This is a genomic window from Limnoraphis robusta CS-951 (assembly GCF_000972705.2).
Genome location: NZ_LATL02000133.1, coordinates 23,631 through 46,071, shown reverse-complemented (window position 1 = coordinate 46,071; position 22,441 = coordinate 23,631). Strand labels below are relative to the sequence as shown.

The following is a 22,441-nucleotide window of genomic DNA, read 5'->3' as shown; positions in this document are numbered from 1 at the left end:
TTGACATACTCCCACCGTTAATTGCTAAAGCAATTCTTCCGGGGGATTCTTAGATTCACACCTAAAAGTTTCTGCTTCACAGACTCTTGGCTAGGCATTACTGCCCCCGCTAGATCGTCTCCACAGACATTTTCAGATACGCCATGCCCTAGCGCATATTCAATACCACGATTTCTGATCACCTGTGCGGCAGCCACATCCCTATTGGTTTTATATCCACATTCAGGACAATTATGTTCTCTTTCGGAGAGTAACTTTTTGCCCGTGTGGAACCCGCAGTTAGGACAGATTTGAGAAGTATAATTCTTGTCCACCTTGGCGACAAAAACATCCCGCTTCCATGCCACCCAATTAAGGATGGTGACAAACTGTCCAAAACTAGCATCTAAGGTATGTTTGCCCAACATTCCTTTTGCCCAAGTGATGAAGTTTATGTCTTCAATGAAGATGGCTTCGGCTTGGTCGCAAAGATGGTGAGCCAATTGAAAATGCCAGTCTTTTCTAGTATCAGAAATGCGTTGGTGTAACCTAGCAATCCGTTGGTTGAGCTTGTGACGATTGTTAGACCCTTTTTGCTTGTTCCTTAATCTACGTTGTAGCAATTTCAGCTCACGGTGTAGTTGGTTCAAGAATCGAGGTCTTGCAACAAGCTCCCCATCGGAGGTTGCTAAAAATTTATCTAACCCCAAGTCAATGCCCAAGGGATGCCCGTGGAATGGAACATCAGGGACACTGACATCCAATTGTAGAGAAAGCATCACGAAGTAACCTGATGCCCGTCGCACAATCCTCGCCTGTTTAACCTCGAAACCTTCGGGAATATCCCTGGACTTTCTAAATTTAATCCACCCCAATTGAGGGAGTTTGATCTGATTGCCCTGAACACAATCCTTGAGCATTTGAGGGTAAACAAAAGAGCGCAGTCGATATTTATTCTTGAAGCGAGGAAACCCTTTCTTCTTTGACTGCATATCGACAAAAGCCCTGTCCAACGACCTCAACACTTGCTGTAGCACTTGGGCGTTAACGCAGGACAACCTTTCATCCTTTTTCTTGGCTTCTGTCAAAGCTTTCGCTTGACTGTGATAACCAGGATAAGGGGTATCTGCCGGAATAATGTATTCCTTTTCCAGTGAGCAAGAGTTGACTGGGGATTTGCGAGAATTAATCCAGTCCTTTCTTTCCCTTAAAGCAAAATTCCAGACCGAACGACAAACATTCAAAGTATTTTCGATTACCTCGATTTGGCGTTGATCCGGAATCAGCTTAAATTCGTAAGTTAAGGACAGCATTGCTTTTCTTGGCGAAACCCATCTCAATATTAGCCTGTTCTACACAAGTATGCCAAGCCATGTAGGATTCGCTTCGCTCAGTTTTCTTTGTTGGTCAAAATTCATCTCGCCGTTAAGCCGAAGGCTCTAACGGGAGTCCTCTTTTGACATTTAAGATAGATCTTGATAATATCTACCCTAAATGAGAAATCCCCCATCCAATGACAGGGGATTTTGAACCGATGCTGAGACAACAGCGATAAAACCTTGTATAATCTCAAGAAAACATCTGAGCAAAAAAGGCGATCGCTTCTTTCAACTCGGTGATAAACACATCAACTTCTTCACGAGTATTGTAGAAATAAAAGCTAGCTCGTGCCGATGAATTGACGTTCAAATATTGATGCAAAGGTTGAGTGCAGTGATTTCCCGAACGAATGGCGACACCTGCATCATTTAGGAGTGTTGATAAATCATTCGCATGAACTTCACCAACTGAAAAACTCGCTAAAGCGGCTCGCCCTGAACCATCAGCCTGGGGTTGTGGCCCGTAAATTTTTAGATCGGGAATTTCTCGCAATTTACTAAACAAATAAGCGGTTAATTCCTGTTCATAAGCATGAATATTATCCATGCCTATTCCGGTTAAATAATCCACCGCCGCACCCAGAGCGATCGCTTCTCCAATGGCTGGGGTTCCCGCTTCAAATTTATGCGGTAATTCCCCAAAGGTAAACCGATCTAAATACACCTGATCAATCATTTCTCCCCCACCCATAAAAGGCGGCATTTCCTTCAGGATTTCGCGCTTACCATACAAAAATCCAATCCCCGTCGGAGCGCACATTTTATGACCTGAACCGACTAACCAATCACAGTCTATGGCTTGCACATCTACAGGCATATGAGGCAAACTCTGGCAAGCATCAATCAACACTTTGGCGCCATTTTCGTGAGCGATTTTGCAAATCTCCTCAACGGGATTAATGCAGCCTAAAACGTTAGAAACATGAACCACCGAAACGAGTTTTGTCCGGGGAGAAATTAACCGTTTAAACTGTTCTAAATCAAACTCTTGAGTCGCGGTTAGTTCGACAAATTTTAACACCGCTCCCGAGCGTTGGGCAAGCATCTGCCAAGGGACTAAATTACTGTGATGTTCCATCACCGAAAGGATGATTTCATCCCCGGCTTTAACATTATTCAACCCCCAAGAATAAGCCACTAAATTAATCGCTTCACTGGCATTGCGGGTATAAACAATTTCTTGATAAGAAGCTGCATTCACAAAGTTAGCCACTTTTTGACGAGCCGCTTCATATTCATCGGTGGCTTTTGCACTTAACGCATGAATACCCCGATGAACATTTGAGTTGTAACCTTCGTAATAGTTTCGTAACGCATTAATGACGGCTTTTGGTTTTTGAGAAGTCGCAGCGTTATCGAGATAGACTAAGGGATGACCATTAACTTCTTGATGTAAAATCGGAAACTCTGAACGAAGTTTATCGGCTAAGGTTTTTTCTTGAATTAGAGTCATTTTTTTGATCCTTTTTTGGCTGATCCTTAAAAATTAAGGGACTAAATAGCAGAGAACAGGTTACAGCAAACAACTGTTAACTTAATTCGGTGCGACAAGCCACACAGCGACTCAGTGTTTTTTGCAATGAGTCTAACGGTAACTTCTGTAAAATTTCAGACGCAAAAGCATCAATTAATAAATGACGACTGGTGCGATCATCTAAACCTCGACTCCGCAAATAGAAGATTTCATCATCTTCTAACTGACTGACCGTTGCACCATGAGAACATTTAACATCATCGGCGACAATTTCTAACTGGGGTTTAGTATTAATTCTCGCGTGCGATGAGAGTAACAAATTTTGACTCAGTTGATTGGCATTCGTTAATTGTGCGGCTTGCGACACGACAACACGGCCATTAAACACCCCTCTGGCGCGATCATCTAGAATACATTTATGCAGTTGATTGTAGATACCGTGAGGATGATTAAATAGCGTTGAACTGTGGGTATCCGCTAACTGTTCTTCTTTGATCAAAGTTAAGCCATTGAGTGTCGTTTCGGTTCCCTCTCCGGTTTGATCCACATCAAGAGTATGACGGGATAATTTAGCCCCTAAAGTCACTGCATTTAGAGTATAACGACTGTTGCGGGCTTGAGAAATTGCACTTCTGCCAATATGAAAGGCGATGGCGGCGTCGCGTTGGACTCTGGTATGTTTAACTTCGGCGTTTTCTTCAACCCAAATTTCCGTAACACTATTAACAAAATAGGGGTGATGGGTTGGCGTCGATGAACAGTCTTCTAAACTGGCATAATGTTCAATAAAGCTTAACGCACTCCCTGCTTCAGCGACTACTAACACCCGAGGTTGACTAAATCTTGGGGCTGACTCTGCGGTAGAAATCAAGAGTAAATGTAGAGGAGTTTCTACGACTTGATTTTTGGCAACCCAAATGATCGCAGCATCGGTTAAGGCTGCGGTATTTAGGGCGGTAAAAATCTCTGTGTTTCCGGGTGTTTTAGCGAGATAATTGTTAATTTTTTCGCTGAAAGATGCAGGTAAATTTCCTAAATTTCCGGCAAAAATTCCCGGTTCTTCTGTCCAGGTTGATAAATCCGGGGCATATTCACCATCAACAAACACTAAACAGCTTTGTTTAGCTTCAGGTAAAATGAGCGGTAAAATGTATTCTCTCTCGAGTTTAACAGGTTTTGCGGCTTGAAAGTTCACTTTTAACAAAGACGACAAATCCGTAAACTGCCAATCTTCATCTTTTTTCGTAGGAATTGCCATTTCCCCCAGCCAAGTTGTTGCCTGATCTCGAATTTCTTTGAGATCAAAATTATGCTCACCAACAATTGACTTCTGCGCTAAACTTAACAACTGTTTCAAATAAGAAACTTCGGCTTTTTCTTGAACTTGTGTAACCATTACACCCTCACTGTTGCTGCTTCAATCACTTCATCGTAGCCTTTTTCTTCGAGTTCTAAGGCTAATTCTTTGCTTCCGGTTTTGATAATTTGTCCGGCTTGCATCACATGAACAAAATCCGGCACAATATAGTCTAATAATCGTTGATAGTGAGTAATCACTAACATCGAATTATCAGCCGTTGCTAACTGATTCACCCCACCTGCAACAATTCTCAACGCATCAATATCTAAACCGGAATCTGTTTCATCCAAAATGGCGAGTTTCGGTTCTAATAATGCCATTTGTAAGATTTCATTGCGTTTTTTCTCGCCCCCCGAAAAGCCTTCATTAACGCTTCTTTCGAGAAATTCGGGCTTCATTTTCACGACGTCTAATTTCTCGTGAATCAGATCATCAAAATCAAAGGCATCGAGTTCTTCTAGTCCCCGAGACTTTTGACGAGCGTTATAAGCCGCCCGTAGAAAATCTAAGTTACTTAAACCGGGAATTTCTAAGGGATATTGGAAGGCTAAAAATACACCCAATAACGCCCGTTCATTGGCTTCGAGTTCTAACAGATTTTGACCTAAAAATGTCACTTCTCCGCCTGTCACTTCATAAGCCGGATGACCCGCTAACACTTTAGAAAAGGTGCTTTTACCGGAACCATTTTGACCCATAATGGCGTGAATTTCTCCGGCTTTTATTTCAAGGTTTAAACCTTTTAATATCTGATTTCCGTCAACATTTGCCGTTAAATTTTTGACCGACAGAATGACTTCGCTATTTTCTCGGATCATGTTGGTTGTTGGTTAATTTTGCTCAAGTGTATAAATAGGCTGTCAAGGAATACAATCAGGTTGAGTGTAGAGACGTTGTAGATAACATCTCTACTATTTGTAGGCTGAAGTTTGAGGTTGATTCCTCACCAATTAACCGACTGTTCCTTCTAATTTCAGACTGAGTAACTTATCGGCTTCGGCGGCAAATTCCATCGGGAGTTTATTGAAGACATCCTTACAGAACCCACTAATAATCAGAGAAACCGCATCTTCGGGAGAAATTCCCCGTTGAGTTAAATAAAACAGTTGATCTTCTCCAATTTTTGAAGTCGAGGCTTCATGTTCAACTCTGGCGGTGTTATTTTCCACTTGAATATAGGGAAAAGTATTCGCTTGACCTCTATCTCCAATTAACATTGAATCACATTGGGAATAGTTACGAGCGCCTTTTGCTTTCGGCCCCATTTTCACCAAACCGCGATAACTATTAGAAGAATTTCCGGCAGAAATCCCTTTAGAAATAATCGTGCTACGGGTATTTTTCCCAATATGCACCATTTTGGTTCCGGTGTCGGCTTGTTGTTTGTTATTCGTGAGGGCAACGGAGTAAAATTCTCCCACAGAATTGTCTCCAATTAACACACAACTGGGATATTTCCAAGTGATGGCTGAACCGGTTTCAACTTGGGTCCAAGAAATCTTGGAATTGACACCTTTACAGAGTCCGCGTTTGGTGACAAAGTTGTAAATTCCGCCTTTGCCGTTTTCGTCTCCAGCAAACCAGTTTTGAACGGTGGAATATTTGATTTCGGCGTTATCCAATGCCACTAATTCTACGACTGCGGCGTGTAACTGGTTGGTGTCAAACATCGGGGCGGTACAGCCTTCGAGATAGGTGACAGAACTGCCTTCTTCTGCGACGATTAACGTGCGTTCAAACTGGCCTGAGTCGCCGTTATTGATGCGGAAGTAGGTTGACAAGTCCATCGGGCATTTGACGCCTTTGGGGATGTACACGAAGGAACCATCGCTAAACACGGCGGAGTTGAGGGCGGCGAAGAAGTTATCCGCGACGGGAACAACGCTTCCGAGGTATTTTTCGATCAGTTCGGGATGTTCTTTGACGGCTTCGGAAATGGAACAGAAAATCACTCCGTCTTCGGCGAGTTTTTCTTTGAAGGTTGTCCCAATGGAAACGCTATCAAATACGGCATCAACGGCGACATTGGCTAAACGCTTCTGTTCTGAGAGGGGAATTCCCAATTTCTCGAAGGTGTCGAGTAACGTGGGGTCTACTTCGTCGAGGCTGCCTTTCTTTTCGTTTACTTTCGGCGCAGAATAGTAAACAATGTTTTGGTAATTGATGGCTGGATAGTGAATGTGCGGCCAAGTTGGTTCGCTCATTTTTATCCACTGTTGATAGGCTTTAAGCCGAAAGTTCAACATAAACTCCGGTTCGTTTTTCTTGGCGGAGATCAGACGCACGACGTCTTCATTGAGTCCAGCCGGGATAGAGTCGGACTCGATATCGGTGACGAAGCCGTACTTATAGGGCTGATTGACTAGGTTTTTAACTGAGGAAGTCATAGGCTTAGTTTGTTTAGTGTTCTTCTCAATAGTGGGTAATCGATTGCTGACTGATGGCAGATAGGTGAGGGAAGAGAGTTGTTCATGGCTTTGAGCCTTCTGTCCTCCGTCCCTGGGCTGCAAACTTAAACAACAGATTTGTTACTTAAGTCTATTTTAAGCTACATTAACAATAAGTGCATTGTCAAAGTCTAATTTTGTAAATTTTTATAAAAAACACCCATGACCACCACTCAGCAACATTCTACGAAGCAAGATATTGTCCAACAACTGATCAAGCGAGGTCAAGCCACAGCCCATGAGTTGGCCAAATTTCTCGATATTAGTCCCCAAGCGATTCGGCGTCATCTCAAAGACTTAGAAGCTGAAGGGGCTATCGAGTACGAGTCTGTCCAGGTGGGGATGGGAAGACCGCAGCATATATATCAGCTTACCAGCCAGGGGCGCGATCGCTTTCCGAAACGATATGATGAGTTTGCGATTTCGTTTTTGGATACGTTAACTGAAACCGTTGGATATGAACAAGTCAGTCAAATTTTACAAAAACAATGGCAGCGTAAAGCTTTAGAATACCGGGAAAAATTAGGTAACGGTTCGGTTAAAGAACGAGTGGCAAAGTTGGTGGAACTTCGCAAAGCCGAAGGCTATATGGCGGAATGGTATCCGGTAGAATCTCCGAGTGAAAAAACCGAACAGTATGTGTTAACAGAGCATAATTGCGCTATTTCTAATGTGGCTGAGTCGTTTCCCAGTGTTTGCGGCCATGAATTAGAGATGTTTAGTGCAGTTCTATTTGATTGTACTGTAGAACGAACTCACTGGATTGTTAATGGTGAACATCGGTGTGGATATTTAATTAGTAGTGGACCGGGAACAGGAAATAGTGACCAGTTAACAGTTAACAGTTATCAGTGACCAGTTAGGAGTTTAGAATGTTCTATTCCCGATTCCCGATTCCCTCTTACCTGTTACCTAATTTATAATTCATATATTGTCAAATGATGCAACCGACAATGGAATTTTTGACGACGGAAGAAGCCATTAAAGTGGATGCGGCTTTATTGTCTTCTAAAGATAAATTTTCAACTCGATTGGCGATTTATGCCTTAAGATGTTTAAAACAAATTGCGGAAGTACAAGAAATTTCTGTAGAACAGATTACACCCGCACAAATTACAGATTGGATTAAGCAAGATCAAAATATTCAACAACAGTTAGAAGTCGATAGCAACTTTGAGAGTTTTTTTACTCGTTTAGTATTGTCTTCGTTAAAACCTTTAACACAAATCGCCCAGTCTGAAGAGATCCCGATAGAAATGCTAACCGTTGAACAAGTGATCGCGGGGTTTGAAAAACAGGGTAAGATTTAGCGATTATTGCCTCTCAAACTGTTGTGATTGTAGCAATTGTTCGGCTTCTACGGCACTGACAGGTTTAGAAAAAAAATAACCCTGTCCATATTCACATCCTAAAGCCTGAAGAGGTTCTAAATGTTCGGCTGTTTCTACACCTTCGGCGATCACATCCATTCCTAAAGTGTGCGCTAAGGTAATAATGGCTTGGACGATAGCAGCATTTTCAGGGTCTAAATTCATTCGCAGAATAAAAGAGCGATCAATTTTTAGAGTATTGATCGGGAAGTTATGCAGATAGCTTAAGGAAGAATATCCCGTGCCAAAATCATCGAGACTTAAACGGATATTTAGGGCTTGAATTTGGTATAATTTAGCTTTGACAATATCAGGATTTTCCATTAACATACTTTCGGTAATTTCTAACTTAAGCGTTTGCGGATTAATTTTAGTTTGTGTAATAACTTTATGAATATTTTCAACAAAATCATGTTCTTGAATTTGGCGACCCGACAAATTAACGCTCATGCTTAATTCCTGCATTTGTATCCCCCCTACTTTTAAATGGGGGAAAAAGAGTTGATGCCAAGCGTGCAGTTGACTACAGGCGATTTGTAGCACCCAATAACCCAAATCAATAATTAATCCTGTTTCTTCAGCAATCGGAATAAATTGACTCGGTGAAATCCAACCTTTCGTCGGATGTTGCCAACGCATTAATGCTTCAAACCCGACAATTTGATGCGTTTGTAAACAGATGATCGGTTGATAATAAACTAAAAACTCTCGCTTTTCCCAAGCCCAACGGAGATCGGTTTCTAGTAGCAGTCGTTCCCGGCTTTTTTGGCGCATTTTTGAGTTAAAAAGAGCATAACAATTTTTTCCCCGTTGTTTAGCGGAATACATGGCAATATCTGCATCTCGCAACAGTTCTTCAGGATAGGTATAGTCTGAACTGATCAAGGCGATCCCCATACTGGCATTACTAAACAGTTGATGACCACTAAGATAAAATGGAAAGGCTAATTTCTGCTGAACTTTCTGCATGACGGCGACAGCCTGATCAATGTGTTGAATATCTTGTAGGAGAAAGGTAAATTCATCGCCTCCTAAACGAGCGAGAGTATCGCCGGGACGTAAACAACTTTCTAGACGACGAGCGATGGCAATTAACAATTGATCACCGATAATATGTCCCAAACTTTCATTCACAAACTTGAAGCCATCTAGATCTAAAAAGACCACCGCAAATAAAGTCTGATTTAAGCTTCTGGTTTGATAAATTGCTTGTTCCAACTGCTTCATAAATAAAGCTCGGTTGGGTAAGTTGGTCAGCGCGTCGTAAAAAGCACTGTGTCGGAGTTGTTCTTCGGTTTGCTTGCGTTCGGTAATATCTTCAGAAATACACAAAAAATACTCTAGTTCGTTCATGTTGCCATAGATAGGAACAACTAAAGTATGCAGTACACGTTCTCCCCAACGGGGAGTATTAATGGGTTCAGAGGGGATTTCTTGCAAACTTCCCGAAGCTAATGCTTCTCGATCGGCTTGCACAATTCGATTCGCTTGTTCAGGAGAAAAGACCTGATGAACTGTTTTTCCTATCACTTCTTCGGGGCTGAGTCCATAGAGTTTTTGACAGGTGGAATTCCACAGGTTAAACGTGCCTTCTATTCCCGTTTCTGAGTTAATTTTTCGGGAAAAAATAGCAACGGGAAGATGATCAATCAGGGTTTGGAGAAAGTTGCGAGTTTGTTGAATTTCATAGGTAATTTTATAACGTTCGCTGATATCTCGCAGGGAAACTAAAGTGGCTTGTTCTCCATCCCAGTCAATCTCAACCCCTCGCATTTCTGCAATAACTTGTTTCCCTTGTGGCTGTAAAATTGTTAATTCAGTCATGTTTTCATGGACGATAAAATTCCCGATCCAGTAACTAACAAGCACAGACTCAGAGCGACCAAATAAGACTTCAGCCGCCGGATTGATAAAACGAATCATCCCTTGTTGATTGACAACAACCAGTGCATCGGAAGTCGCCGAAATAATCGTTTTTAGACGGGCTTGAGACTCTTGGAGAGCGGCTTCTGATCGAATGCGATCAGTAATATCTTTTTGGATTCCGATGAAGTTGGTGAGTTTTCCCTCGGTGTTTAAAACAGGTGAAATAAACAGTTCATTCCAAAATAAAGTGCCATCTTTGCGATAGTTTCGTACAGTTACATGACATTCCTTTTGGGCGGCGATCGCGTCTCGAATGATGTTGAGTTCGGGTTGATTTCGATCTTTTCCTTGCAAGATACGACAGTTTTGACCGATGATTTCAGAGCCGGAATAACCTGTGTTATCCTCAACGGCAGAATTGGCATAAATAATCGGGTTGTCGGATTGATTTGCATCGGTGATAATAATGCCATTGTTAGCAGAATTGATCGCTCGTTCTAATAGGTACAAATGTTCTTCTGATCGGTGACGTTCTACAGCCATTGCTAGAATATTGGCGATCGCTTGCAGGAAATTGATGTCATCTGTGCTAAATTGACGTTGTTTGATACTGTGAACGGCTAAGACTCCGAAGGGTTTTTCTCTCGAACCAATAACCACGCTCATTCCACTCATAATCTGATGTTCAAGCAGCAAAGATGACCCATCAAAACGGGTTTCAGTTCGCAAGTCTTCGACAATTACAGGTTCACTTTTAAGTAAGGTATAACCCGCTTGTGTATTGTATTGGACATCAATCCTTGCGCTGTCAACTATATCTATTTCCCAACCTACGCTCGCTTTGATATAAAAGTTGTTTTGCTCAGGGATTAGTTGTAGAATTTTGCTATACTTAACTTCTAGAATATCGGCTATTATAATCACTGATTGCTCAAATAATTGGTTAATGAGAGAGGTTTCATTCACACCCATTGTTTTTTCTAAGGCGAGTTGACCGAGTTGAGCAACGGCTGCTTGTTGACGAATTCGCGCACACAGTTGAGCTTCGGTTTGTTTTTGAGCCGTTATATCACGACCGACTAAATAAGTTAAATTATTTTCCGGGTCGGGTATAGCAGTCCAAGATAACCATTTGTAAGAATTATCGTGACAGCTATAGCGATTTTCAAATTTAATGATAGACTTTTGATTGAGAAGCTGTTCAAAGGCTAGAAGTGTTGCGTTTTGATCTTCAGGATGAACAAATTCAATCCAGGGTTTTGCTAATAATTGCGTTGATGTGTAGCCTAATGTGGTTTCAAAGGCCGGGTTAACTTGCTTAAAATAACCATCAAACCCCCCTAGAGCTACTAAGTCAGGTGAGAGCATAAACAAGCGGTACAAGCTGTCATTCCTGACTTTTTTATTCGCAGCTATCAAATGATTTTTTCGATAGAGATTGAATATTTTTTGAAGAAAATTCCAGTGTCTCATCGTTTACCTATTTTGATTCAACACGATTCTAAATTGAAAAGCTTTGAATTGCCATTCTTCAGAGTTTAATTTGCCTAAGGAAAATTATTCCTTTGAATTTTACTTTGATTATTCTTTAAACTTGAGTTTTTTAGGCTATATATAGTGTATGATTTTTAGGTAAATAAAACGTAATTTATACAAAAATTAATGTTTTTTTAATTATTCTTAACAATTTCAGATAGGAAAATCAGAGATTGATGAATTCATCTAAAATGGTACAATTAGTCTGAGACATAAAATGTTTTTCTAAGCTTGTATTAATGTTTGAGCGTCCCATAACCTGTTGAGCATTCGTCTAGCCTTAAAAATGAAGATTGAACAACAACTTAAACTCGCTCTTTCCCATTTACAACAGGGACAAATTAAGAGTTCTGTGGAGATTTGTCAAGAAGTTCTCCGTCAATATCCCAACTGTGCGATCGCCTATCGCATTTTAGGCAATATCCGAGAAGCTCAAGAACAGTTAAAACAAGCAGCTTTAGCCTATACAAAAGCGATTGAACTGCAACCCGATGATGCGGTTGCCTATGCTCATCTAGCTCAATTATACCGCAAGGGCGGATGGATTGATGATGCAGTTCTGCTCTATCAAACGGCCCTTCAGTTACAAACAAATTGGATAGAACTCTATTATCATCTAGGGGAGGCTTTATATCAACAAGGAAATTTTGTTCAATCTATTTCTATCTACCAACAGGCGATCGCCCAAAACCCTAAATATGCACCGCCCTACATGGGTTTAGCCCTTGTTTTCAAAGCCCAATCTCAGCTTGAGGATGCGATCAAACTCATAAAAGAAGCTATTAGTATTGCTCCAAATTACACAGAAGCTTACAATGTATTGGGTTGTTTATTGATTGAAAGCAGTCAATTTTTAGAGGCGATTGAAATCTTCCAACAGGCAATGACTCAAAAACCTGAATGGGCAATCCTTTATAATAATATTGGGCAAGCTTGGTTAGCACAGGAAAACAAAAGAAAAGCCATTTCAGCTTATCATCGCGCTCTAGAACTCAAACCAGATTTAACCGTTGCTTATCTTAATTTAGCCCAACTTTACCAACAACACAATAATTATAAAATTGCGGTTGATTATTTTCAAAAAGCCATCCAACACAGCCCTGAAAATATTCAGGCTTATAGTGACTGTGGTTATTTATTCCAAAGACAAGGTAAATTTGATCAGGCGATGGCTTGTTATCAAAAAGCGATCGCGCTTGAACCCAAATTTGTTGAAGCTTATTGTCATCGGCTGGAGGCTATGGCGTTTTCCGACACAGAAATCGATGAATGGCAACTTGCTAAACAGGCTTGTGTTCGTTTTCTTCGCAGTTTACAACAATTTAACTTTAATTTGGGGAACTTTAGCGCCTGTGATCCGTCTACAGAATCGTCCAAAAATCTACCCCTCTATGATCATTTAATAGAGTTTCATGTACATTTAGGAAACGCTCTGAGACGATATGGTAAATTTGATCAAGCCGCGAGACATTATCAGAATGCCTTGCAAATTCAGCCCCATCGAGTAGAGATTTACGTGCGGTTAGCTGACTGTTTAATTCAACAACAACAGTGGAATCATGCGATCGCTATCTGTCATTTATCCCAAGCGATCAGTCAGAAAACTCAACAGTTTATTCCCGAAGTTGATCTGCTTTTAGGCTATATCGCCGAAAAACAACAACGTTGGGAAACGGCGATTCATTATTATTCAAAAGTCTTGAAAAATGGCATCTCCAACTCTCACCTGATCACGGGAATGGTTGACTTAGACAGTAAAATTCCGCCTCAACAACAACCCCCAAAAGAGGTTTGTCTGTCTACAAAAGATTGGCAAAAACAGTTAGCTGTTAGTAGTCAGGAGTTTTGTAGGGGCGGGTTCTACACAGACATATCTCTCTCACAAACCACCAATATAAATCCGCCCTGTTTACAGTCTTCCCCAACTTCTTCTCAAGACTGTGGCGGTTTGGAATGTCAACGCTGCTTAAAACAGATTTGTAAACAGTTGGAATTAACAAATTTAGGGCAGGGAATTTATAGAAATTCACCTGAAAAAGAAGTTCCGGTTCCTCACTTTGAAACCTTTGTGGCGATGATTCCAAATGGGCGGGCTTGGATTGTTCCTAAAGAAAATTATTGGATGGTTTGTAAAGCGATCGCAATTCTAACACCTGATCACCAATTATTAGCTGATGTTTCTCGGGAATATCCCGGCGAACTTCCGGGGTGTCAAGGTTATAATCCTCACCATCATCAAATTTTTCAACAGGAACAATTACCCCCTGTAAAATCAGTTAAAGGATCAGTAGCTGTATTATCTGGCTTATCAGGGCATATTTATTTTCATTGGATGGTAGATGTTTTACCCCGGATTGAACTGTTGCGTCAAAGTCAGATAAAATTAGAGGAAATTGACTGGTTTTTGGTGAATAGTTATCAGCTACCCTTTCAGCAAGAGACGTTGAATTTATTGGGAATACCGACGGAAAAAATATTAGAAAGTGATCGCTATTGTCATGTGCAAGCGGAACAGTTAATCGTGCCTTCCTTTGCGGGATATTTAGGATGGTTGCAGCCTTGGGCGATTGACTTTTTGCGAGAAACATTTCTGCCGTTAGCGGTTGAAAAAAAGGGGAATTATCCTGAACGAATTTACATCAGTCGGGCGAATGCTAGACATCGACAGGTAATGAATGAAGCCGAAGTCATGCAGGTGTTGCATCCTTTGGGCTTTGTAGAGGTTTTCCTGGAATCTTTGTCATTTTCTGAGCAAGTGCGTTTATTTGCCCAGGCGAAAGTAATTGTAGCGGCTCATGGAAGTGGTTTGACAAATATTGTTTTTTGTAGTAAAGAAGTTAAAGTGATAGAATTTTTATCCCCCCATTATGAGCGATATTATTACCGAGTAATCAGTCAATATATGGGGTTAGACCATTACTCGCTGACGGGAGAAGGATTCGTTTGCTATCCGATTCGGAGTCTGATGTATCCCAACCCCCTCATAGAAGATATTTGGGTGAATATTAGCACGCTCAAGCGGTTAATTCAGCAAGCGGGGCTAAATGAGAGATGAATCTCGGGACGAGGGGAAGTCTACCGCTTGCGAAAAAAATATTTTTTTTGTGACACCGGAAATACTACAATAAACAATAGGGAATTATATGAATGTGTCTAAACCCAATCAACCGATGCGAGCCGAAGAGATCCTGCGTAAAAGCGTTTTTTTCCTCCAGCAACAAGCTGAAGCCTATTTGAACCAAGGGCAGTTTGAAGATGCCCGCAAAGCAAGTGAGCAACTGTTAAAAATTCAGCCAAAACACGCCCCTGGGTATAAATTAATCGGGGATGTATTGTTGCGTCAAGGACAGCCAGAAGAAGCGCAACGTTATTATACTCAGGCGTTACAGTTGCAACCCGACTGGGCGGAAGTTCATGCAAATCTCGGCAGTATTCACGCTAAAGCGCAACAATGGCAACAGGCATTAGACTGTTATCAAAAAGCGATCGCGATCAAGCCGGATTTTGCAGGAGCTTATCGGAATTTAGCACGGGTTTGGACACAACTCAATCAACCCCAAAAAGTTAATCAATGTTTGTATCAGGCTTATACCCTCGAACCGCAACAGGTAACAGCAGCCGAACATTTACAGTTAGGAAAGGCGTTATTACAACAGGGTGAAGTCGAAGAAGCGATCGCTTGTTATCGCCATGCAATTCAACGCGATCCCAATTTATCATCAGCTTATCAAAGTTTAGCAGATGCGTTGAAACAACAGGGGAAAATGAAAGAGGCAGCCCCCTATTATCGCAAGGCAATTGAACTGAATGCTCAACAAAACATACAACAAAATATAACCGTTTTCAATACATCCGCAGATACATTAGCCGCCGCCCAAAAACCCCAAGATATCTCTCCTCAAGATACCTTAGCCGCAGCAGTCAGTTCAGCTTCAACTGAAAATGGCACGGCAGCTTCTGCTAAACCGCAACCCCAACCGCCTAAACCCGAAGAATTAATCACAAAAGCAACAGCATTTTGTGCCATTCAACAATGGGAAGCGGCAATTAACACTTGTCAAACGGCGTTAAAAATTAAACCAGATTTAGCCGTTGCTTATAAAATACAAGGCAATGCCCTACAAATGTTAGGGGAAATTTCTGCCTCAATTCGTTCCTATGAAAAAGCCTTAGCCATTCAGCCGCATTATCCTGAAGTTAATGCGAATTTAGGCAGTTTATACGCCCAGCAGGAACGCTTAGAAAAAGCCGTTTATTATTATCAACAAGCAATCACTCAAAAACCTGACTTTGCCGGGGCTTATCGCAATGTTGCGAAAATCTTTACTGAAATGGGAGATCATCAAAAAGCCTCTCACTGTTTAGAAAAAGCCTACGAGTTAGAACCCGAAAAAGCCACCGCAGAAGATCATCTCAAACTGGGAAATACTCGCCTCAAACAAGGGCAACTGCAAGCCGCAATGACTTGTTATCGCCATGCTTTGCGCTTAAACTCTCAGTTAGCCGTCGCTTATCACGGAATAGGCGAAATTCAACGCTTACAGGGAGATGCGGTGAACGCTTTGCAATCTTACCGGAAAGCGACAGAACTTGCACCCAAACAACCCGAATTTTATCAGAGTTTAGGTCAACTGTTAGCCCAGCAAGAACAAACTCAAGAAGCCTTAGAAATCTATAAAAAGCTATTAGAGTTAAACCCGAATAATGCTTTAGCTTATCATCAAGTTGGGGAGATTTTCAAACAACAATGGCAGTTAAAAGAAGCAACCGCAGCCTATCGAAAAGCCATTCAACTCAATCCCAATACTGCCCCGTCTTACTACAGTTTAGGAAAAGTATTAGCCAAACAAGAACAATGGCAAGAAGCAGCTTCTGTGTTGCGTCAGGCGATGCAGTTACAGGGGAATGGGGATGCAGAAGCCTATAAGTGTTTAGCTGATGCCCTCAGCCAAGCAGGAGAAACAGAAGAAGCGATTAACTATTATCAAAAAGCCACTGAGTTAGATTCTAACTTCGCAGAAGCTTATCAAAAACTCGCTAATTTATTACGCGATAAAGAACAGTTTGAAACAGCAATTATTGCTTATCATCGGGCGATTGAATTAAAATCAGATGTGTGGTGGGTGCATAACGGATTAGCCGAGGCTTTGTTTAAGTTAGAACGGTGGTCTGAAGCAATTGAATCTTACCAAAAATCGATTGAATTAAACCCGGAGTTTTCTTGGTCTCATAATAGTTTAGCCGATGCACTCGTTAAGTTAGAACGTTGGGAAGAAGCCGTTATTCCCTATCGCAAAGCCATTGAATTAAACCCAGAATTTCCTTGGACACACTACAATTTAGGGGAAGTTTTAGCCAAGTTAGAAAACTGGGAAGAAGCCGTTGTCGCCTATCGAAAAGCCCAAAAATTGCAGTCAGACTTACCTGCAATTGAGGAAAAGTTAGCCGATGCGTTGCGGGAACGGGCGATGATAGACTTAAACGAAGCGTTAGGGTATTATCGCCAAGTTATCCAACAAAATCCCGATCACGTTGCTCTCTATCACAAGGCGTTAGAAATTAAACCCGATGATGCTCAATTATACAGTCAATTAGCCGATACCTTAGTCCGATTTAATCAGTTAGACGGGGCGATCGTATTCTACCAGATGGCACAACAGTTAGAACCGGAGGATGCCAATATTACCTATCAGTTAGGTAAGGTTTTAGAAAAAAAAAATCCTCTTAAAACCTCAGTTACCACCGCTTGAAACTTCTGATTTATATCAAGAATGGCTTAAATACAATACTCCCACAGCAGACGATATAAAACAGATGTCTGAGGCGGTAGAAAGTTTCAGGTATAAGCCTATAATTAGTGTGATTATGCCTGTGTATAATACACCTGAACAGTTTCTGCGAGAAGCCATTCAATCTGTTATCGATCAAGTTTATCCCTACTGGGAACTTTGTATCGCTGATGATGCGTCAACCCGTTCGTCTATTCAACCTATATTAAAAGAATATCAAGAGAAAGATAGCCGGATCAAAGTTGTTTTTAGAACCCAAAACGGTCATATTTCTGAAGCTTCTAATTCGGCGTTAGAGTTGGCAACAGGAGAATTTATTGCGTTATTGGATCACGATGATGTATTAACACCGGATGCGTTGTATGAAATTGTAAGTTTATTAAATCAGCATCCCGAAGCGGATATGATTTATTCCGATGAGGATAAATTAGATGAAAAAGGTCAATTAGCCAATCCATTTTTCAAGCCAGATTGGTGTCCCGATTCATTTTTATCACGGATGTATACCTGTCATTTGGGTGTTTATCGGCGAGAATTAGTGAACCAAGTCGGTAATTTTAGAGTCGGTTATGAGGGAAGTCAAGATTACGATTTAGTTTTAAGAATTACTGAAAAAACAGATAATATTTTTCATATTCCTAAAGTTCTCTATCATTGGAGAATTCATTCAGAGTCGGCGGCTTCAGGTACAGAAGCTAAACCCTACGCTTATCAAGCTGCTGCAAAAGCATTACAGGATGCTATTGATAGACGAGGTGAAAAAGGAGTCGTTCAACAAGTTGAAGGGTTTCCTGGACATTATAGAGTTCGCTACGAAATTACAGATTATAAACAAGTTAGCATTATTATTCCCACCCGAGATTTAGGTGAAATTCTGGATAGATGTTTAGAATCAATTTTTACTAAGAGTACCTATCCAAACTATGAAGTCATTTTAATCGATAATGCTAGTGTTGAAGATTACACTCATCAAGTGATTACCAAATGGAAAGAGAAAGAATCCTCTCGATTTAACTGTTATAAATTAGATATTATTTTTAACTATTCTACGCTGAATAACTATGCGGTTAGTCAAGCAAAAGGGGATTATTTACTGTTTTTGAATAATGACACCGAGGTAATTACATCGGACTGGATAGAAGCAATGGTTGAACAAGCACAAAGACCTTCTATTGGTGCTGTAGGAGCTTTATTACTCTATCCAAATAATACCATTCAACACGCAGGTGTCGTGATGGGAATGAGAGATGTAGCAGCCCATAGCCACCAATATTTTGAAGCAAACCAACCGGGATATTATGGTCAAATTGCTTCTACGAATAATTATTTAGCAGTAACCGCAGCTTGTTTGATGTGTCGGCGAGAAGTATTTGAAAGAGTCGGTGGCTTTGATGAACAGTTGGCTATCGCTTATAACGATGTTGATTGCTGTCTAAAATTGGTACAGCAGGGCTACCGTAATCTCTATTTATCTCATGTTCTTTTGTATCACGATGAGTCAAAAAGTAGAGGTGATGAAGATACTCCCGAAAAGCTGTATCGCTATATGGAAGAAGTTAAATTGATCAGACAGCGATGGAGAAAGTTTATAGACAATGATCCTTGCTACAATCCGAATTTAACCCTTTCCCAGTTTGATTATAGCATTAAACAGTTTGCTAACATTGAAATTCAAGAAATTTCTAGTTTCAAAGCATCCTCTAATGCTATTGTTGATTTTGCTTTGGAAGTTCCCCAACCGGGAATTTTAGCCAAAATAACTGCGCTTCAGTTTATCGGTTGGGCGATCGCTAAAGACTCACCGATTGTTGCGATGCAACTGATTAATAGTAGAGATAAAGTGCTGAAAACATTTCCCTGCAATGGGTTTCGTCCCGATATTTTGAAACGATATCCTGATATAAAATCAGCAGAAAGTTGTGGTTTTTGTACAACAATAGAAATCAATCAAATTCAGGGTGAGGAGCTACTTTTACTGCAAGCGTTTCTGCCAAATGGACAATATGTTTCTTTTGGAATAGTCCGAATTAAATTGATGAATCCGGACTAAGCTTTCAATTACTTGCCATTTTGAGAAAACGCTAAATTCCTCACCATAGAACGGCGCATTAATTGTTGCCATTCTTCTGAGTTAACAAGGGTCTGAGTATCAAGCTGTTCGCCCTGTTCTGCTGAGAATCGGGTAAAACTCTCAATCCATTTTAGAACAGTTTCAGTCGGTGAAAACGGCTTATTTTTCAAAGATTGCTGAAGATATTTAGCCATTCCAACTTTGTCTTTATTCCGATAAGCTTGCCATGCACTCCACACTAACAACTCATGTTGATCATCACCTTTATAGGCAATCGTTTGTTGGAAACGAGCTTTTTCAACCTCTCCTTGAACCTGTCTAAATTGCAATTGAAACTGTTCCAATTCTTCTTGAACTTGGTGAAGTTGAGAATATCTTTGCTCTAGTTCTAATCGAGTTTTTTGTAATTCGTCTTGAGTTTGAGCGAGTTGCAGTTTAACTTCCTTTAACTCCTCAGTCACGACCTTATTTTTGGATTCAGCCTGTTTGAGATTTTTCCAGTCTAGAAATGCACAAACTCGATAAGGAGAAGACTTAATTTGATTCCGCCAGGAGAGATCTATTGATTCATTCGGTTGCCAAGCTCGGGCTTCGAGTTCCTGATACATTTCAATCGCTTCTGGAAAATAATGCTCAATCAAACTTGGTCGATTTCCTTGCAAATCTTGGGTTTTGAACAAGGTTGCATCGTAGAGATTTGAGGAGGGTTTTAACAGTTTAGTTTCAAATTTTTCATTGATCACATCAACATATTGCCCAGGTTCTTGAATAATCCCCTGGATATTGGCTAGCAGACAACGACGGGAAAAATAGTTGTAAAAATTAATAATTTTTTGGTTGTAATGTAGCCAGAATTTGACAGCCAGTTCCGGTTCTTGTTCAAACGTCTGATCGCTTCTACGATAGAGAGAATCCACAACATCCCAAGGGTTACGATAGATTAACAAAAAGTTGGCTTCTGGTAGCAAATTCGCCCAAAAGTCTAAGAACAGTGTAGTTCGGGGTTCTTTCCATCCCCAAATTGAACTCACCGCATTTTTGGCGACAATCTCTTTAGCTTGGGCGACATACTGTTCCTCAACGCTGATGTTTTCTTGTAACGTCCATCCTTCATGGGAAATTCCCTGCGATCGCAAAATTGCTTCGTGAAGTTTGAGAAAGTCTACATTTTCAAAATGACCTTTTTCATTTCCTCTATCCGAACCCAATAATTTCCGTCCAATGTGCAATCCTGAACTTTGTAGCAAGGATGTTATCAATGAACTTCCGGAACGGTGCATTCCTGCAATGACTAGAACTGATGATTTGGCTGTGGTTTTCGATTGGTTCATGGGTTGATTCTCTCAATACAAGTTTCCTAAACTCTAATCATGCCAGTAATTGGAAAAAAAGTGAAAACATTGCTCAAAACTTTCTCAGCGTCGAGTTGGAGTCTCCATTCTTTTTATGAAGATGAATGCCAGAGGTCTTCAATATTCTCTAGAATCTCTAAAAAGGCTTGTCGTTCTCTCGCTAGACTGTGCTGATTGGCTGTTTGTTGGGCGTTTGTGACCATGCGATGAATTTGAGGAATAGATAACTGTGAGGCTGCCTCAACAGCATTTAGAATACTTCTTATATTATAATCAGGACGGAAGCAATTATAACTCGGTAAACAAAAAGATCGATTGCCAATACAATCTGGACAAATCACGATTGATCCGAGTGCCATCCCTTCCAAAGCCGGGAGATAAAATCCTTCACCCTCGCTATAATTGGGTAAAAAGATTGCAATTTTAGCTGGGTTCAGTTGGCAAAGATAGTCCGATCTTGTTTGTTGAGTCATCAACAATTTGACTTTTTTTCCTTGGGCTTGGAGTTGTTGTTTTAACTGAAGTCCCAATCCGGGTTCTTTGAACGCTGAAATCAAAATTTCCTCTGTTTTTTCAGAGGTTGGTAAAGGTTGAGGTAAACTCCGCAAATTTAAGCCATTCGGAATCACAAATAACGGCCCATTGACTTGACTACATTTTAATAAGCTTTCTTTAATTTCCTGACTCACACAAATTCGGATAGCTTTTTTGTTCAGAAAAGCATAGCGAGGATCTTCGGGATAAGTATGACGAATTCCTTGGATTAAATTAAGAATTGGCACGGGCGAAGATTCTATAAACTTTTGTTCAAACTGAAGCCAGTCTAAGCCATCAATGAAGATCAAACCGGGATTTTCAAGGGGCTGAGATAAAATTAATCTCGGATCGGTTGTTAACCAAGGGTTGCTTTCATCCCAGCAGGTTTGCTGAGAATAGAAATAAATATAAGGAATAAACTTAGACGTGTAAAAAACATGATTAAAATAATCCCAAACTTTTAAATGTCCGCCACTCAAACCCGTAAAACTGCGGTAAAATAAGATCGATTTAGTCAATTTATCATCGATTTTATTCTCAATCTCTCTAAACTGACGAGAATCTATTTGGGGTTCTGCTAGGATTGATTTGAGTCTAACCAGAGAGACATTTAATTGAGTTTTAATTCGTTGAATTGGGGCGAGTTCATCATCCATGAATGAGTGAATTAAATTCAAATGAGTAGTTTTCAAATTGCCAATGAACTTTTAAGAGCTGGAAAACTAGACGAAGCAGTTGTTGCTTACCGCACAGCCATTGAAGAAAATCCTTGCTTTTCTTGGGCTTATCATAATCTCGCAGAAGCACTCACTCAACAAGGACGGTTTGAGGAAGCGATAGTTGCTTATCGTCAGGCGACTCAGTTAAACCCTCAATCCGCCTGGACTTATCATAACTTAGCAGTCGTTTTAACTCAACAAGGTTTATGGACAGAAGCGATCGCCGTTTATCAAAAAGCCACTGAAATCAATCCCGAATTCTCCTCTAAGGCTTTCTTTGCTGACCAGAATAAATTATCACAAGAACAGCAACAAGCCAAAATCATTGAATATCGCGATCGCATTCAAAAACACCCCGATCAAGCTGAATTTTATCATGTTCTGGGGCAACTTTTACAAGCAGTTGGACAATGGACAGAAGCAGTCACCTGTTTTCAACGGTACATTGAACTTCAGGGTGATGCTGTTCATCTAGAATTCTATCGCAATCTGGGAGAAGCTTTACTAGAAGAAACTCAGTTCCCAGAAGATAGACAGCAACAAATCAATAAGGTTTTCTAGA

Annotated in this window: 14 protein-coding genes; 6 read left to right on the top strand and 8 right to left on the bottom strand. The window is 40.7% G+C overall.

Annotated features, from left to right (window positions below; all coding sequences use genetic code 11):
* Positions 1–17: 17 nt before the first annotated feature.
* The 5 genes from WN50_RS11855 to sufB form a co-directional block, all read right to left on the bottom strand.
* Positions 18–1,292 carry an RNA-guided endonuclease InsQ/TnpB family protein gene (locus WN50_RS11855; RefSeq protein ID WP_046280170.1) on the bottom strand — a complete coding sequence of 425 codons (1,275 nt, stop codon included), beginning with the start codon at positions 1,290–1,292 and terminating at the stop codon, positions 18–20.
* Positions 1,293–1,548: 256 nt separating this feature from the next.
* Positions 1,549–2,811: a SufS family cysteine desulfurase gene (locus tag WN50_RS11850; RefSeq protein ID WP_046280385.1), complete on the bottom strand. Its 1,263-nt coding sequence runs from the start codon at positions 2,809–2,811 to the stop codon at positions 1,549–1,551.
* Between the two features lie 76 nt (positions 2,812–2,887).
* Positions 2,888–4,228 carry a Fe-S cluster assembly protein SufD gene (sufD, locus tag WN50_RS11845; RefSeq protein ID WP_046280384.1) on the bottom strand — a complete coding sequence of 447 codons (1,341 nt, stop codon included), beginning with the start codon at positions 4,226–4,228 and terminating at the stop codon, positions 2,888–2,890.
* Entirely contained in the window at positions 4,228–5,010 is a 783-nt protein-coding gene (gene sufC, locus WN50_RS11840; protein ID WP_046280383.1) for a Fe-S cluster assembly ATPase SufC, read from the bottom strand. Before sufC ends, sufD begins: the two co-directional genes overlap by 1 nt.
* A 132-nt stretch (positions 5,011–5,142) precedes the next feature.
* Positions 5,143–6,579, bottom strand: a complete 1,437-nt coding sequence (sufB, locus tag WN50_RS11835; protein ID WP_046280382.1) for a Fe-S cluster assembly protein SufB — start codon at positions 6,577–6,579, stop codon at positions 5,143–5,145.
* Between the two features lie 222 nt (positions 6,580–6,801).
* Between sufB and sufR the strand changes: the two genes are divergently transcribed.
* Together sufR and WN50_RS11825 are read left to right on the top strand one after the other, a co-directional pair.
* Positions 6,802–7,494: an iron-sulfur cluster biosynthesis transcriptional regulator SufR gene (gene sufR / locus WN50_RS11830; RefSeq protein WP_046280381.1), complete on the top strand. Its 693-nt coding sequence runs from the start codon at positions 6,802–6,804 to the stop codon at positions 7,492–7,494.
* Between the two features lie 86 nt (positions 7,495–7,580).
* Positions 7,581–7,949 carry a hypothetical protein gene (locus tag WN50_RS11825; protein WP_046280380.1) on the top strand — a complete coding sequence of 123 codons (369 nt, stop codon included), beginning with the start codon at positions 7,581–7,583 and terminating at the stop codon, positions 7,947–7,949.
* Between the two features lie 3 nt (positions 7,950–7,952).
* On the opposite strand, the gene WN50_RS11820 is transcribed toward WN50_RS11825, so the two are convergent.
* Complete coding sequence (locus WN50_RS11820) at positions 7,953–11,348, bottom strand: EAL domain-containing protein (RefSeq protein WP_072075575.1); 3,396 nt, start codon at positions 11,346–11,348, stop codon at positions 7,953–7,955.
* Positions 11,349–11,697: 349 nt separating this feature from the next.
* Between WN50_RS11820 and WN50_RS11815 the strand changes: the two genes are divergently transcribed.
* The 3 genes from WN50_RS11815 to WN50_RS37120 all read left to right on the top strand — a co-directional run bounded on the left by WN50_RS11815 (position 11,698) and on the right by WN50_RS37120 (position 19,250).
* Positions 11,698–14,466 carry a tetratricopeptide repeat protein gene (locus WN50_RS11815; protein WP_046276865.1) on the top strand — a complete coding sequence of 923 codons (2,769 nt, stop codon included), beginning with the start codon at positions 11,698–11,700 and terminating at the stop codon, positions 14,464–14,466.
* Positions 14,467–14,554: 88 nt separating this feature from the next.
* Positions 14,555–17,161: a tetratricopeptide repeat protein gene (locus WN50_RS37125; protein WP_342586752.1), complete on the top strand. Its 2,607-nt coding sequence runs from the start codon at positions 14,555–14,557 to the stop codon at positions 17,159–17,161.
* 115 nt (positions 17,162–17,276) lie between these two features.
* Positions 17,277–19,250, top strand: coding sequence for a glycosyltransferase family 2 protein (locus WN50_RS37120; RefSeq protein ID WP_342586751.1), 1,974 nt, complete (start codon positions 17,277–17,279; stop codon positions 19,248–19,250).
* A gap of 8 nt (positions 19,251–19,258) precedes the next feature.
* On the opposite strand, the gene WN50_RS11805 is transcribed toward WN50_RS37120, so the two are convergent.
* Together WN50_RS11805 and WN50_RS11800 are read right to left on the bottom strand one after the other, a co-directional pair.
* Positions 19,259–20,602, bottom strand: a complete 1,344-nt coding sequence (locus WN50_RS11805; RefSeq protein ID WP_053221496.1) for a sulfotransferase — start codon at positions 20,600–20,602, stop codon at positions 19,259–19,261.
* A gap of 113 nt (positions 20,603–20,715) precedes the next feature.
* A complete protein-coding gene (locus WN50_RS11800) occupies positions 20,716–21,852 on the bottom strand; it encodes a glycosyltransferase family protein (protein WP_235440932.1) in 1,137 nt (378 codons plus the stop codon).
* Between WN50_RS11800 and WN50_RS11795 the strand changes: the two genes are divergently transcribed.
* Positions 21,838–22,440 carry a tetratricopeptide repeat protein gene (locus tag WN50_RS11795; RefSeq protein ID WP_046276863.1) on the top strand — a complete coding sequence of 201 codons (603 nt, stop codon included), beginning with the start codon at positions 21,838–21,840 and terminating at the stop codon, positions 22,438–22,440. The genes WN50_RS11800 and WN50_RS11795 overlap by 15 nt on opposite strands.
* Position 22,441: the final 1 nt, after the last annotated feature.

Bases quoted from the DNA above. Each gene is read 5' to 3' on its own strand.
- sufR (WP_046280381.1), top strand. From the start codon at position 6,802: ATGACCACCACTCAGCAACATTCTACGAAGCAAGATATTGTCCAACAA.
- WN50_RS11815 (WP_046276865.1), top strand. From the start codon at position 11,698: ATGAAGATTGAACAACAACTTAAACTCGCTCTTTCCCATTTACAACAG.
- WN50_RS37125 (WP_342586752.1), top strand. From the start codon at position 14,555: ATGAATGTGTCTAAACCCAATCAACCGATGCGAGCCGAAGAGATCCTG.
- sufC (WP_046280383.1), bottom strand. From the start codon at position 5,010: ATGATCCGAGAAAATAGCGAAGTCATTCTGTCGGTCAAAAATTTAACG.
- WN50_RS11820 (WP_072075575.1), bottom strand. From the start codon at position 11,348: ATGAGACACTGGAATTTTCTTCAAAAAATATTCAATCTCTATCGAAAA.
- sufD (WP_046280384.1), bottom strand. From the start codon at position 4,228: ATGGTTACACAAGTTCAAGAAAAAGCCGAAGTTTCTTATTTGAAACAG.
- sufB (WP_046280382.1), bottom strand. From the start codon at position 6,579: ATGACTTCCTCAGTTAAAAACCTAGTCAATCAGCCCTATAAGTACGGC.
- WN50_RS11825 (WP_046280380.1), top strand. From the start codon at position 7,581: ATGCAACCGACAATGGAATTTTTGACGACGGAAGAAGCCATTAAAGTG.
- WN50_RS11805 (WP_053221496.1), bottom strand. From the start codon at position 20,602: ATGAACCAATCGAAAACCACAGCCAAATCATCAGTTCTAGTCATTGCA.
- WN50_RS11795 (WP_046276863.1), top strand. From the start codon at position 21,838: ATGAGTAGTTTTCAAATTGCCAATGAACTTTTAAGAGCTGGAAAACTA.
- WN50_RS11850 (WP_046280385.1), bottom strand. From the start codon at position 2,811: ATGACTCTAATTCAAGAAAAAACCTTAGCCGATAAACTTCGTTCAGAG.
- WN50_RS37120 (WP_342586751.1), top strand. From the start codon at position 17,277: ATGCCTGTGTATAATACACCTGAACAGTTTCTGCGAGAAGCCATTCAA.
- WN50_RS11855 (WP_046280170.1), bottom strand. From the start codon at position 1,292: ATGCTGTCCTTAACTTACGAATTTAAGCTGATTCCGGATCAACGCCAA.